General features: G+C 66.7%; 14 protein-coding genes. 6 read left to right on the top strand and 8 right to left on the bottom strand.

Features of this window, described 5'->3' with window-relative positions; all coding sequences use genetic code 11:
* Positions 1-276 precede the first annotated feature (276 nt).
* The 4 genes from AC56KL_RS06730 to AC56KL_RS06715 all read left to right on the top strand — a co-directional run bounded on the left by AC56KL_RS06730 (position 277) and on the right by AC56KL_RS06715 (position 3,426).
* The gene (locus tag AC56KL_RS06730) at positions 277-891 is read left to right on the top strand and encodes a winged helix-turn-helix domain-containing protein (protein WP_497179375.1); all 615 of its coding nucleotides are present in this window, start codon (positions 277-279) and stop codon (positions 889-891) included.
* Positions 892-1,108: 217 nt separating this feature from the next.
* A complete protein-coding gene (locus AC56KL_RS06725) occupies positions 1,109-1,888 on the top strand; it encodes a glutathione peroxidase (RefSeq protein WP_497179374.1) in 780 nt (259 codons plus the stop codon).
* 1 nt (position 1,889) lies between these two features.
* Complete coding sequence (locus AC56KL_RS06720) at positions 1,890-2,777, top strand: M90 family metallopeptidase (protein ID WP_497179373.1); 888 nt, start codon at positions 1,890-1,892, stop codon at positions 2,775-2,777.
* A 91-nt stretch (positions 2,778-2,868) separates the two neighbouring features.
* Complete coding sequence (locus AC56KL_RS06715; protein ID WP_497179372.1) at positions 2,869-3,426, top strand: hypothetical protein; 558 nt, start codon at positions 2,869-2,871, stop codon at positions 3,424-3,426.
* 28 nt (positions 3,427-3,454) lie between these two features.
* On the opposite strand, the gene AC56KL_RS06710 is transcribed toward AC56KL_RS06715, so the two are convergent.
* The 8 genes from AC56KL_RS06710 to AC56KL_RS06675 form a co-directional block, all read right to left on the bottom strand.
* Positions 3,455-4,024: a hypothetical protein gene (locus tag AC56KL_RS06710; protein ID WP_497179371.1), complete on the bottom strand. Its 570-nt coding sequence runs from the start codon at positions 4,022-4,024 to the stop codon at positions 3,455-3,457.
* 11 nt (positions 4,025-4,035) lie between these two features.
* Positions 4,036-4,899 (bottom strand): hypothetical protein, encoded by an 864-nt coding sequence (locus tag AC56KL_RS06705; RefSeq protein ID WP_497179370.1) that lies wholly within the window; start codon positions 4,897-4,899, stop codon positions 4,036-4,038.
* A 112-nt stretch (positions 4,900-5,011) separates the two neighbouring features.
* Positions 5,012-5,377, bottom strand: a complete 366-nt coding sequence (locus AC56KL_RS06700) for a VOC family protein (protein ID WP_497179369.1) — start codon at positions 5,375-5,377, stop codon at positions 5,012-5,014.
* Between the two features lie 41 nt (positions 5,378-5,418).
* The gene (gene hyi, locus AC56KL_RS06695; RefSeq protein ID WP_497179368.1) at positions 5,419-6,225 is read right to left on the bottom strand and encodes a hydroxypyruvate isomerase; all 807 of its coding nucleotides are present in this window, start codon (positions 6,223-6,225) and stop codon (positions 5,419-5,421) included.
* Positions 6,226-6,257: 32 nt separating this feature from the next.
* Positions 6,258-7,565 carry an MFS transporter gene (locus AC56KL_RS06690; RefSeq protein ID WP_497179367.1) on the bottom strand — a complete coding sequence of 436 codons (1,308 nt, stop codon included), beginning with the start codon at positions 7,563-7,565 and terminating at the stop codon, positions 6,258-6,260.
* Between the two features lie 126 nt (positions 7,566-7,691).
* Positions 7,692-8,153 carry a MarR family winged helix-turn-helix transcriptional regulator gene (locus tag AC56KL_RS06685; protein WP_497179366.1) on the bottom strand — a complete coding sequence of 154 codons (462 nt, stop codon included), beginning with the start codon at positions 8,151-8,153 and terminating at the stop codon, positions 7,692-7,694.
* 304 nt (positions 8,154-8,457) lie between these two features.
* Positions 8,458-9,843, bottom strand: a complete 1,386-nt coding sequence (locus AC56KL_RS06680; RefSeq protein WP_497179365.1) for a DEAD/DEAH box helicase — start codon at positions 9,841-9,843, stop codon at positions 8,458-8,460.
* Positions 9,844-10,073: 230 nt separating this feature from the next.
* Positions 10,074-10,853, bottom strand: coding sequence for an inositol monophosphatase family protein (locus AC56KL_RS06675; protein WP_497179429.1), 780 nt, complete (start codon positions 10,851-10,853; stop codon positions 10,074-10,076).
* A gap of 175 nt (positions 10,854-11,028) precedes the next feature.
* Between AC56KL_RS06675 and AC56KL_RS06670 the strand changes: the two genes are divergently transcribed.
* Positions 11,029-11,862, top strand: coding sequence for an RNA methyltransferase (locus AC56KL_RS06670; RefSeq protein ID WP_497179364.1), 834 nt, complete (start codon positions 11,029-11,031; stop codon positions 11,860-11,862).
* Between the two features lie 30 nt (positions 11,863-11,892).
* Positions 11,893-12,213 carry a TfoX/Sxy family DNA transformation protein gene (locus AC56KL_RS06665; RefSeq protein WP_497179363.1) on the top strand — a complete coding sequence of 107 codons (321 nt, stop codon included), beginning with the start codon at positions 11,893-11,895 and terminating at the stop codon, positions 12,211-12,213.
* Positions 12,214-12,231 lie beyond the last annotated feature (18 nt).

Raw genomic sequence — 12,231 nt, 5'->3', positions numbered from 1 at the left:
ACAACAGTGGTAAAAAAGCCACGAAACGCGACGGCGCGCACTAATTTGGTGCGCTTTTTCCGCGAATAAACATGCAACATGGGTAAGGCCTTTCGGAATGCATTGTTAAAGATGCTTGTAGGAATGTTCTTGAATGTGGGATGGCGCACAGACCAGAGGAGGGTGACACAGGCAATCTTGAGCCCAGTTAAGCGGAACCGGAGGTGTTGTCAGGGTGTCAAACGGCACACAGCGACCCGGACCACACAGTCTCACTCTATAAACGGAGCTCACCACATGCATGCAACGACCCATCACAACGCGGTGCAAGGCGACATCGGCGCAGTGCACACTTCCAGCAATTCTGCGCTGATCGAACGCGTCCCGCCGCAACCAACCGAGCGCGCGCCAATCTCGCTGGCGCCGATCGAACGAGTCCGTTCGACCTCGGCCACGCAGCGCCGGATCGAAAACATGCAGAAACTGATCAACGAACTGTCGACCCACGAGATGCTGGCCGACGAAATCGCCTGGTTCCTGAAGTTCTCGCCGTCGGGCGCTCGCAAGTACATCCGCGACCTGCGCGAAGCCGGCGTCATCGAACTGGCCCGCTATATCGAAGGCACCGCCACCTACCTGGGCAAGGCCGTGTACCAGATCTGCCCTGACCAGGAGCGTGTCAAGGCCTTCCTGGCCGCGATCTGCCAGCCGAAGCGCGAAGGCGCCGCCCCACGCAAGGAGCGTCCGGGCCTGCGCGAGCAGAACATGGCCGGCAGCGGCCGCCACTTCCACATCCTGGCCGACGACACCCACTACGCCATCCGCGTGAACCGCAGCCCGGTCGCCCGCGATCCGCTGGTGGCAGCGCTGTTCGGCCCGGCACCGAGCCAGACCGCCAAGGATCGCGCCTGAAGGCGCGCCCCGGCACGGCCGCGGTAGAGACCCGCGGCGGCGCCGGCCCAGACGATCGCTGTCGTCATTCAACCGCGCCCCGTGCGCGGTTTTGTTTTTAAGCCGCTGCGGTTTTCCTGCTTAACAATTTTTTAGCCCGGCGCGTTGAAATCCCGTCAAGTGTCCTTACTTCCCTCCCAACGCGGCCGACGCTGCCGCCTCCAGGAAAGGAAGACCGATGTCAACCAAGGCTCCCCCAGTCATTTCATTGCCGAGCGCCGAGTCCCTGCAGGGCAGGCCGGTCCCGCGCGTGTGCTTCAAGTGCCGCCCCGACGACAATTGGCGCGACCTCACGACGGACGAGCTGTTCAAGGGCAAGACCGTGGTCGTGTTCGCGCTGCCCGGCGCCTTCACCCCCACCTGTTCCTCCACCCACCTGCCGCGCTATAACGAGCTGGCGCCCGTGCTGCGCGAGAACGGCGTCGACGACATCGTCTGCATCGCGGTGAACGACGCCTTCGTCATGAACCAGTGGAAGACGGGGCAGGATGCGGCCAACATCACGCTGGTTCCCGACGGGAATGGCGACTTCACCGAGGGCATGGGCATGCTGGTCGACAAGCGCGACCTCGGCTTCGGCAAGCGCTCGTGGCGCTACTCGATGCTGGTCAAGGACGGCGTGATCGACAAAATCTTCATCGAACCGCAGCGCGAAGGCGACCCGTTCGAGGTTTCCGACGCCGATACGATGCTGAGCTATATCAACCCGAATGCAAAGATTCCCGAGCCGGTCGTCATGTTCTCGCGGCCCGGCTGCCCCCATTGTGCGCGCGCCAAGGCCGCACTGGGCGAGAATGGCATCGTGTTCACCGATATTTCGGAAGACCAGAAGATCACGACCAGCGTGCTGCGCGGCCTGACCGGCCGCCTGACCTGGCCGCAGGTCTTCGTGGGCGGCGCCCTGGTCGGCGGCGCCGACGAGGTGCTGGCCTGGATCGCCTCGCGACAGGAAGCCTGACATGGAAGGACTCATCGCCGGCCTGCTCGCTGCCGGATTGCTGGCGGCATGGCTGCTGCCGAAGCTGCGCCTGCGCCGGGCCCTGGCCCGTCCGCTGGCGCCGCCGCTGCTCGCCATCCTCGAACGCAACGTCGCCCAGTATGCCGGCATGAGCACGCAGGAACGCCAGCGCCTGCAGCGCCTGGTCCAGCAGTTCCTGCACGAGAAAAGCTTCGTCGGCTGTGCCGGGCTCGAGGTGACCGACGAGATGCGCATCACCATCGCTGGCCAGGCCTGCCTGCTGGTGCTGGGACGCGCGGGCGAGGCCGTTCCGGCCAGGCTGTATCCCTCGCTGCATGCGGTGCTGGTCTACCCGGGCGCCTTCCTGGCGCCGCGCAAGGAGGTCGACGAGGCCGGCGTCGTCACCGAACAGCGCCAGGACCTGCTGGGCGAATCCTGGGGCGACGGCCGGGTGATCCTGTCATGGGACCATGTGCGCCGCGCCGGGATGGACGAATCCCCGGATCATAACGTCGTCCTGCACGAGTTCGCCCACCAGCTCGACAGCGAGTCGGGCAGCACCAACGGCGCACCCTACCTGGGCAGCACCGAACGCTACCGCAGCTGGTCCGAGGTCCTGTCGCGCAACTTTACCGCGCTGAGACGCGACGCGATGTGGGGGCACCGGGGTGTGCTCGACCCCTACGGGGCCAGCAATCCGGCCGAGTTCTTTGCCGTCGCCACCGAAAGCTTTTTCGAGCAGCCCTGGGACCTGGCGGCGCGCCACCCGGACCTGTTCGACGAGTTCCAGAAGTACTTCAGGACCGATCCGCGCAACTGGGCCCCCGAACCGAAGCCCTTCCTGGAAGAACCCGCCGGCGGGCAGGTGGTCTACGGTCAGTGGCGCTGAGCCCGGCGTACTGGCCTGCGTGCGCCCCCGTACAGAGCAGGACGCGCGTCGCGGGCATAGTTGAGCACACCACGATCCAGGAGAATATGTCATGTCCATCATTATCGCAGGGCGTTTCCAGCTTCAGGATGACGTCGACCGCGCACGCGCCGCGCTGTCCGACGCAGGCTTCGACGTCGGCCGGATCAGCGGGTTTTACCTGAGCCAGCCGGGCCAGCACGACCAGACGCCGATCGGCGGCGACCATTTGCAATCCCCCGGCGCCAAGGAGACACCGGAAGGCGTGGTCAAGGGCGTGGCCACGGGCGGCGCGGTCGGCGCGGCCATCGGTGCGGCGACTTCCCCCGTTACTGGACCGCTGGGTCCGATCGTTGGCGGCCTGGTGGGCGGCCACGTCGGCTCGCTGTTCAGCTTTTCCAAGATGAAGGAACGCGGCGAGTCGGAGGAGGGCAGCACCGAGAACCGCGTGCCGCCGCGCGCAGCGGGCATGCTGGTGGCGGTGGCGTTCGATGACGCCGGCCAGGCCGACCGTGCGGTCGACGTGCTGCGCCGGCTCGGAGCCCACCACATCGAACGCGCCGAAGGCAATATCGTCGACGGCGACTGGGCCGACTTCGACCCTTCCAGCCGCCCCGAACTGGTCGCCTGACGGGCCGTACCCGGGCCGGCTTTGGCCTTCAGCCTGCTTTCGCGGGCGGCTTCGGCTTGAGCGCGTCGAGCGCCTTGCCGTGCTTTTCGATTTTCTCGATGGCGGCCAGGACCGGCAGCGGCTGGCCCGTTGCCGCGGCGCCCGCCAGGCTCAACAGCCCGCCGACGAGGCCCGTGACTTCGCCGATGCGGCCGATCTTGCGGATCTTCTCGGCCGCATCTGCTGTGAGTTTCACCAGGTTTGCCTGCGGCTTGCCCAGGCCCTTGACGATGAAGGTGGCGGCGTCGGCATACAGGCCGTTGGCGCGCTGGCGCAGCAGCACTTCGTCGTCGAACAGGGCGCGTGCGCTGGCCTGCACCTCTTCGGGCACCGGCCTGCCTCCGTAGCCGCGGATTTCCTTCATCACACGCTCGTGCAGCTGGTCGGCGCAGGCCGACAGCTGGTCTGCCAGCTCGACGATCTTGTCTGCGCTGGACAGGCCGGCGGCGGCCGGCGCTGCCGTGGCGGGCGCGGGGACGACGGCGGCGGCGCCGTCCGCCGCATCGGCGGATGGACCGGCGTCCGGGGCAGGGCTGCTGCGGGTGGGGGTGATAGCCATGTGCTCTCCTGTCAGTCGCCGGACAGGCCGTCGCGGATGGTGCGCAGGTCGCGTCCGTAGTTGGCCAGCAGGCGCCGGATTTCAGCATCCGACAGCTTGCCGAGGTTCTCGCGCATCTTCTGGTGCCCCAGGGCGACCTTGGTCAGCCCCTGCAGGGCCAGCTCGTAGCGGCGGTCGACCAGCTTGTATTCGGTGGCCTTGTTCAGGTAATGCACTTTGGCGAGGGTCACCAGCATGCGGTCGGAATTACGCGTGGAAAACGGGATCTCGACATCGAAGATGCCGAGGATCGTCTTCTTTTCATTCTCGTTGGTCTTGTAGTAGAGGCGGGTGAGCGAGATCATGGCGTCGAGCAGCGCCTGTACGTCGGCGTCGCCGTCGCGCACCATCGTCTCCACGCTGCGGCCCTGGTAGCCCGACGCGATGACCCGCGTCAGGAGCCGGGTCATGCCGGTATAGGCGGTGATGTGGCGCTGGGTCAGGCCGGACTCGGTATTTGCCTTCAGCCCATTGCCCAGGTCGTCGATGCGGTCAGACAGGTCGTACCTGGCGTCGCCGGCCAGCAGGCTCAGCGTCTGCATGTAGAGCACCAGGGTCTTCTGGATGGCGATGAAGTCCTCGTGCACGGCGCGCCGCTTGGCGTCGTTTTCGCGGGCCAGCCTGTCGGATGCGGGAGACAGGTAGGGCTGTTCGCGCTGGTAGGTGTCGCGGTAGCGGCGCGCCAGCTCGGCATATCCCCCCAGGCGCGCCGAGGCATCGGCGAACTCGCGCACTTCCTGCAGGCTGACCGGGCCGCCGCCGGTGGTGGCGCAGCCGCCCAGCAGCAGGGCGCACAGGAGGAGGGACTGCAGGCGGATCGAGATATGTCGCAGCATATGGGTCCTTTCTGGCCGCAAGGGGCAGCCCGAAAGGTCCCATTGTTTCAAACTCCGTGGTCAGGAGTTTTGCTAATAGTCAATTTCCTAGTGCAAGTACGATGTTGCTGCCTTACTCGACCTTGGCGCGGTTGAAGTGCGGATTCCGGATCACGCCGAACAGGTTGCCGAAAGGGTCGCGCACGGTGGCCACGCGGATCCCTCCGCCGACGTCTTCGACCGGCGACTCGACTTGCGCGCCCAGTGCGCTCAGGCGCGCCACTTCCTCGTCGATGTCTTGCGTGCCCCAGTAGGCGACGGCGCCGGCCGTGCCGGGCTGGCCGTCGGGAACCAGGCCCAGCTCGAAGCCGCCGACCTCGAAGCCCACGTAGAAGGCTTCCTTGAAATAGGGCGCCCGTCCGAGGACCTGTTCATACCAGGCCGTCGCCCCGGCCAGTTCCGTGACTGGGTAGATTACCGTCCGCAATCCCTGGATCATCGCCGCTCCTCGCTGTTTAAACGCCCATGTTGCCCGAACGATCAACGGCTGTCCAGCCGGGAGGCGGCGCGCTTGCGCTCCTCCCCGAGCCAGCCCAGCGAGGCCAGCGTGTCGCCCTGCGGCAGGTATTCGCAGCCGACCCAGCCGTCATAGCCGAGCTCGTCCAGCAGGTGGAACAGGAAGGGAAAATGGATCTCGCCGGTGCCTGGCTGGTGACGGCCAGGCACGTCGGCCAGCTGGATGTGCTTGATGAGCGGCAGGTGGCGGCGGATGGTCTCGGCCAGCTCGCCCTCCATGCGCTGCATGTGGTAGATGTCGTACTGCAGCGCGAGCCCCTCGGCGCCGGCTTCCTCGATGACGGCGCGGGCCTGGCGCGTGCCGGTCAGGAAGTAGCCGGGGATGTCGCGGTCGTTGATCGGCTCGATCAGGAGCGCGATCCCGTGCGTGCTGCATTGCGTGGCGGCGTGGCGCAGGTTGGCGACATAGGCCGCGTGCGCCCGTTCATGGCTGACCTTGGGCGGCAGGCGTCCGGCCAGGCAGTGCAGGCGGCGCACGCCCAGCTCGCGGGCATATTCGATTGCCAGGCCGACCCCGTCCTGGAACTCTCCGGTCCGGCGCGGGTCGCAGGCCAGGCCGCGCTCGCCCGCGGCCCAGTCACCGGCCGGCAGGTTGTGCAGTACGGCTTCCAGCCGGTAGCGCTGCAGGCGGGCCGCGATCTGCTCTGGTTCGAAGGCATACGGAAACAGGAACTCGACCGCATCGAAGCCGGCCGCGCGGGCGGCGGCGAAGCGGTCGAGAAAGGGTACCTCGTTGAACATCAGGCTCAGGTTGGCGGCGAACTGTGGCATGCGTTTGGCGGGATGCTGGCAATCCCGCCATTCTACGTCGCTCCAGCGTCTGCCCGGTGCTTCGCTTGGCCATGCGGCGCCGGCGGCGCCGCGTCGGCGAGCGTGGCCATCGGCGTGAACAGCCAGGCCAGCACCGCTGCCCCCGCCAGGAACAGGCCGGCCCCGGCGAACAGGGCGTCCAGGCTGAGCCGGGTGGCGAGCCAGCCGGCGCCGGCCGCGGCCAGCGGCGCCAGGCCCATGAAGACGAACATGAAGATGCCCATCATCCGGCCCAGCATGGCCTGCGGCACGCGCTGCTGGATCCAGGTGAACACGGCGACCTGCACGAAGCCGCCGAGCACGCCGATCGGGGCCAGCAGCAGCATGCCCTGCCAGCCCTGGGTGACCAGGCCCATCGGCGCCACCAGGAGGCCGACCAGGCCATCCACCAGCAGCAGGGTGACGCCAAGATTGACGACGCGGCGCCGGCCGGGCATGCCGGACAGCGCCATGCCGGCCAGTGCGCCGGCGCCATGGGCGCCCATCAGCAGGGCCAGGGCCGAGGCGCCGTGCAGGCGCTCGCTGGCCAGCAGCGGCAGGGCCACCTGCATCAGGCCGCCGACCACGCAGGCGCACAAGCCCCAGTACAGGAAGGCGGTGCGCAGCTGCGGATCGCGCCAGACCGTGGCCAGGCCGGCGCCCACCGCGCGCAGCACCGGTTGGTGAGCCTTGTCCGGCGCGGCCGAGACCAGCGGCCTGACTTTCGACAGGGTCCAGGCCGAGAGCACGAAGCTCAGGCAGTCGGCCGCAAAGGCGAGGCCCAGGCCGCGGGCATCGTGCATGCCGGCGCTGCCGTCGCCGGCCAGCACGAACAGCAGGCCGGCCAGCAGCGGCCCCGCCAGCATGCTGAGCTGGCGCACCCCCATCAATGCGGCATTCGCGGCCGCCAGCTGCGGGGGCGGCACGGCATGCGGCAGGATCGAGGTGCCGGCCGGGATACTGAAGGCGGAGGCGAGGCTGAGGCCGACCGCCAGCAGGGCCACCAGCGGCAGCGTGGCCTTCCCGAGCAGCACCAGCGCGGCAAGGATGGCCAGCAGCAGCGCGTTGGCGTGCTTGGTCAGCATCAGCATGCGCTTGGGCGAATATCGGTCGACCAGGGCGCCGCCGAACAGGATCAGGATGGCGCGGGGAAGACCCATCGCCGCCACCGTCAGGCCGAGCGCCAGCGGATCCCCGGTGAGCTGCAGCACCAGCCAGGGCAGGGCGATCATGGTGAACTGGTCGCCGAGGGCGGAGACGACGGCGCCGCTCATCAGCCAGGTGAAATTGGGATTGCGCCGCAGCGCTGCTTTGTCGTTCATGTCGATTCCACAGGAGGAAGCCGCCCGCGTCGCAGGCGAGCGCAGCCCTTGCCGGCCATACGCTTGCACGGCCGGGCGGGGCTCGGATCGGAAGGAGGACCGCTTGCCGGCCCAGTTGGTGCGTCGCTACTGGCTGCCGCCCAGCTGGGCCAGCAGGGTCGAGGTCGCGTCGAGCTGCGTGCGCGAGGGCGCGCCCAGCAGCATGCGGCTGACGTTGTGCACGACCACGCCGGCATTCGTGACCAGCTCGCTGCCCGTGGGCGTGATGATGGCGTAGCCGACCCGTGCGTCGCGCGGATCGCTCTGGCGGCCGACCAGGCCGATTTTTTCGAGCGGCAGCAGCGAGCGGGTGACGCCGGAGGCGGTCAGGCCGAGCTTTTCCGCCAGGTCGACCCGGCGCAGCCGCCCACCCGGCGCCCGCTGCAGGCTCAGCAGCAACTGGTAATCGGCAAAGCTGATCCCGTGCAGGCTGCCCAGGGAACTGTCGAGCCGCCGCGACAGCGCCGCCCAGGCGCGCGCCATGCGCAGGCAGAACTCGCTGGTGGGACTGTCGAGCGGGGCGCCGGTGTCGGGGGTGGAGTCGGTCATGATGTGGTCTTTCGTTGAGCAATAGTTGATTGCGCAAATATATACCCCCTCCCGACTATTTGCAAGTACTTGAGTCATCAAATATCTCGGCAGCCCAAAAACAAATAGGGTCAGAGTCCAATTATCGGGAAAGATTGTTAAATTTCCCGATAATTGAACTCTGACCCCACGGTTTGCTACGGTTGAAGCTGGCAAAAACAATGAGGGTCAGAGTCGAATTATTCGGAAACTTTTCAATGTTTCCCGATAATTCGACTCTGACCCTCATGGCCAGGCGAGGGCCGGCGACGCGGCCCTGCAGAGATTAGCGGTCGCGGCCGCCCTGGCGCGGGGCGCCGGAGCGTGGGCCGCGGCTGGCGCTGGCGCCGTTGCGGGGGGCACCGCCACCGCCACCGGCGGGACGGCCGCCGTTACCGCCGGCGTTGACGCTGCGTGGCTGGCCCTGGCCGCCGCGGTTGCCGCCCGGACGGCCGCCGCCGCGGTTGTTGTGGCCCGGTGCGCCGCTGCGCAGCTGGATCGGTTGCGCCTTGGCGTTCAAGTCGGGCTCGAAGCCCGGGATCACCTGACGCGGCAGGGTCTGCTTGATGAGCTTTTCGATGTCTTTCAGCATCTGGTGCTCGTCCACGCACACCAGCGACACGGCTTCACCGGTCGCGCCGGCACGGCCGGTACGGCCGATGCGGTGCACATAGTCTTCCGGCACGTTCGGCAGGTCGTAGTTCACCACGTGCGGCAGCTGGTCGATGTCGATGCCGCGCGCCGCAATGTCGGTCGCCACCAGCACCTGCAGGCTGCCGTCCTTGAACTCGGCCAGCGCCTTGGTGCGCGCCGTCTGGCTCTTGTTGCCGTGGATCGCCATCGCGCCGATACCGTCACGGCCCAGCTGTTCCACCAGCTTGTTGGCGCCGTGCTTGGTGCGGGTGAACACCAGCACTTGGTGCCAGTCGTTTTCCTTGATCAGGTGCGACAGCATCGGGTGCTTCTTGTCGCGGTCCACCGGGTGAATCTTTTGCGCGATCACTTCCACGGTCGAATTGCGGCGCGCCACTTCGATCGAATGCGGGTTGTTCAGCAGCTTGTCGGCCAGGGCCTTGATCTCGTCCGAGAAGGTAGCCGAGAACAGCAGGTTCTGGCGCTTCGGCGGCAGCAGGGCCAGCACTTTCTTGATGTCGTGGATAAAGCCCATGTCGAGCATGCGGTCGGCTTCGTCCAGGATCAGGATCTCGATCTTGGACAGGTCGACGGTGCGCTGGCCCGCGTGGTCGAGCAGGCGGCCAGGGGTGGCGACCAGCACGTCGACGCCGTGCTTGAGCAGCTTGATCTGGGGGTTGATGCCGACGCCGCCGAAGATCACGGCCGAATTCAGGTTGGTGTACTTGCCGTACACGCGCACGCTTTCCTCGACCTGGGCCGCGAGCTCGCGGGTCGGGGTCAGCACCAGAGCACGGATGGCGCGCGGGGCGACCTTGCTCTTGAGCGCGCTGCCGACCGCATCGGTCGACAGGCGTTGCAGGATCGGCAGGGTGAAGCCGGCGGTCTTGCCGGTGCCGGTCTGGGCGCCGGCCAGCAGGTCGCCGCCGTTCAGGACGGCGGGGATGGCTTGCGCCTGGATCGGGGTCGGACTGGTGTAGCCTTGTTCAGTTACCGCGCGAACGATCGCGTCGGACAAACCGAGAGTAGAAAATGACATAGATTCTTTATAAAAGATGGCCCGTCGCCAAAGGCGGCGCCAGTCCGGGAAAATCGGATTAGTCATTGCAGGCGGGCGCAGTGGTAACCGCGGTAACGCCGGACGCTGCCACCCCTCGGGTGACAGCCGGGATTATAGAGGAATTGTTTCTCTATGGAAAGTTTCTGACCGGGACTTTCCGTCCGGTGAACGGGGCAAGATGATCAAGCCCCGGAAGCACAACGGGTATTCTACGCGAAAGGAGACAGGAGCGGGATCATGGCGCCAAAAACCTTCGGACCGGCCGCGATCACGTCGCCCTTGTGCAGGTAGTCCGACTCGCCGCTGAACTCGCCGACGATGCCGCCCGCTTCGGTCACGAGCAAGGCGCCGGCGGCGATGTCCCACACCTTCAGGCCCTTTTCGAAGAAGCCGTCGATGCGGCCGGCAGCCACGTTGGCCAGTTCCAGCGCGGCCGAGCCGCCGCTGCGCACGCCGTGGCAGCGCGAGGCGACGACTTCGTACATGCGCAGGTATTCGGCCAGCGCGCGCGGGTCCGGACCGTGGCCCGAGGACAGCAGGGCCTTGCCGATGCGGTCGTGGTTGCGCACGCGGATGCGCTTGTCGTTCAGGTAGGCGCCGGCGCCCTTGGTGGCCGTGAACAGGTCGTTGCGCACCGGGTCATAGACCAGGGCGTTGGTGATCACGCCTTTCTGTTTCAGGGCGATCGAGATGCAGTAGTTGGGGTAGCCGTGCAGGAAGTTGGTGGTGCCGTCGATCGGGTCGATGATCCACACGTTTTCGCTCTCGTCATTCAGGTTCTTCGAGGCGCCGCTTTCCTCCGCCAGGATGGCATGGTCGGGGTAGGCCTTCAGCAGCGTTTCCACGATCGCCTGTTCCGACGCCTGGTCGATGTCGGTCACGAAATCGTTGTGATTTTTTTCAGAAATGGTGATGCGATCGAGATCGAAGGACGCGCGGTTGATGACGGTGGCGGCGCGGCGGGCGGCCTTGATGGCCGTGTTGAGCATTGGGTGCATGGGCTTTCCGTGGAAAAAACGCGAACGCCCACCACGCATCGATGCGCCGTGAACGGTCTGCTGAATAGGGAATGACAAAGAGCAAAGCGGTGCCGAACCCGTTAAAATCCCGGACTGACTTGTCCAGGAAATCAGGCGCTCGCACCGCGCGTTGCCGCTATTTTAAATGAACCCGACCGAAATCAACACATCTCTATTCAAAAGGCTCCGATTCGTACTGGTCGAGACCAGCCGCGCCGGCAATGTCGGCTCGGTGGCGCGCGCCATGAAAACGATGGGTTTCAGCGACCTGGTGCTGGTGGCGCCCCGTTGCGAGAACCCCCTGGGCGACGCCGAGGCGGTGGCCTTCGCCAGCGGCGCCGGCGACGTGCTGCAGGGCGCGCGCATCGTCGCGTCCATCGGCGAGGCGCTGGAAGGCTGCAATTTCGCCGCCGCCGTGTCGGCGCGCCTGCGCGAGTTCTCGCCGCCCATCTGGACCCCGCGGGCCTTCGCCGAGCACGCGGCGGGACAGGGCCACAGCCCGCCGCATGGCCACAGCCCGCCGCAGGGAGACAGCCCGCCGCAGGGCGACAGGCCGCCGCAGGGCGGGCTGTGGCCCGCCCTGCTCCTCGGTAACGAACGGGTTGGCCTGCCGAACGAGATCGTCGAGGGATGCAACGTCCTGATCAACATACCGGCCAACCCGGACTACTCCTCGCTCAACCTGTCGCAGGCGGCGCAGGTGCTGGCCTACGAATGCCGGATGGCCGCCACCGGCGACAGCGTGGACACGCGCGGCGTCGGCTTCCACGGCGATGCCGCCAGCCTGGCCCAGGTCGAGGGCATGTACGCGCACCTGGAAGAAGCGCTGGTGGCGCTCGGTTTCCTCAACGCGAACAACCCGAAGAAGCTGATGCCGCGCCTGAAGCGCCTGTTCGCGCGCACGCAGCTGGAAACCGAGGAAGTCAACATCCTGCGCGGGATCGCCCGCGAGATCATCCAGCACGCGCCGAAAAAATAAAGCATCGAATATTTGCCTCCAGGGCACTGGATGCACATATCCTTTGCCTGCGATGGCCAACAGGAGAACGCGATCATGAAGGAAGTGCTGCGCTTGCGCGACATGCCGGGCCTCGGCCCGCGCACCGAAGCCTGGCTGGTGCAGGCCGGCATCCACACGCCGGAGGCGCTGCGCGCCGCCGACCCCTTCGACGTCTACGCCCGCCTGCGCCGGCAGGTCCCCGGCTTCAACCTGAACGGCCTGTATGCGCTGATCGGCGCCGTCGAGGGCCGCAGCTGGATCGAGGTCAAGCGTGAACGGCGCACCGAGATCCTGCTGCGGCTCGAGGCGATGGGCCTGGCGCCGCGCTGAAGAGCCGCCTGGAGCGCC

The sequence above is a fragment of the Telluria sp. ZB4P34 genome (genome assembly GCF_059686055.1).
The sequence above is the reverse complement of the archived record's forward strand: the minus strand, read 5'-3'. Positions and strand labels throughout refer to the sequence as shown.

Excerpts from the sequence above, each read along its gene's own strand:
- AC56KL_RS06730 (WP_497179375.1), top strand. The coding sequence starts at position 277 with ATGCATGCAACGACCCATCACAACGCGGTGCAAGGCGACATCGGCGCA.
- AC56KL_RS06725 (WP_497179374.1), top strand. The coding sequence starts at position 1,109 with ATGTCAACCAAGGCTCCCCCAGTCATTTCATTGCCGAGCGCCGAGTCC.
- AC56KL_RS06720 (WP_497179373.1), top strand. The coding sequence starts at position 1,890 with ATGGAAGGACTCATCGCCGGCCTGCTCGCTGCCGGATTGCTGGCGGCA.
- AC56KL_RS06715 (WP_497179372.1), top strand. The coding sequence starts at position 2,869 with ATGTCCATCATTATCGCAGGGCGTTTCCAGCTTCAGGATGACGTCGAC.
- AC56KL_RS06710 (WP_497179371.1), bottom strand. The coding sequence starts at position 4,024 with ATGGCTATCACCCCCACCCGCAGCAGCCCTGCCCCGGACGCCGGTCCA.
- AC56KL_RS06705 (WP_497179370.1), bottom strand. The coding sequence starts at position 4,899 with ATGCTGCGACATATCTCGATCCGCCTGCAGTCCCTCCTCCTGTGCGCC.
- AC56KL_RS06700 (WP_497179369.1), bottom strand. The coding sequence starts at position 5,377 with ATGATCCAGGGATTGCGGACGGTAATCTACCCAGTCACGGAACTGGCC.
- hyi (WP_497179368.1), bottom strand. The coding sequence starts at position 6,225 with ATGCCACAGTTCGCCGCCAACCTGAGCCTGATGTTCAACGAGGTACCC.
- AC56KL_RS06690 (WP_497179367.1), bottom strand. The coding sequence starts at position 7,565 with ATGAACGACAAAGCAGCGCTGCGGCGCAATCCCAATTTCACCTGGCTG.
- AC56KL_RS06685 (WP_497179366.1), bottom strand. The coding sequence starts at position 8,153 with ATGACCGACTCCACCCCCGACACCGGCGCCCCGCTCGACAGTCCCACC.
- AC56KL_RS06680 (WP_497179365.1), bottom strand. The coding sequence starts at position 9,843 with ATGTCATTTTCTACTCTCGGTTTGTCCGACGCGATCGTTCGCGCGGTA.
- AC56KL_RS06675 (WP_497179429.1), bottom strand. The coding sequence starts at position 10,853 with ATGCTCAACACGGCCATCAAGGCCGCCCGCCGCGCCGCCACCGTCATC.
- AC56KL_RS06670 (WP_497179364.1), top strand. The coding sequence starts at position 11,029 with ATGAACCCGACCGAAATCAACACATCTCTATTCAAAAGGCTCCGATTC.
- AC56KL_RS06665 (WP_497179363.1), top strand. The coding sequence starts at position 11,893 with ATGCACATATCCTTTGCCTGCGATGGCCAACAGGAGAACGCGATCATG.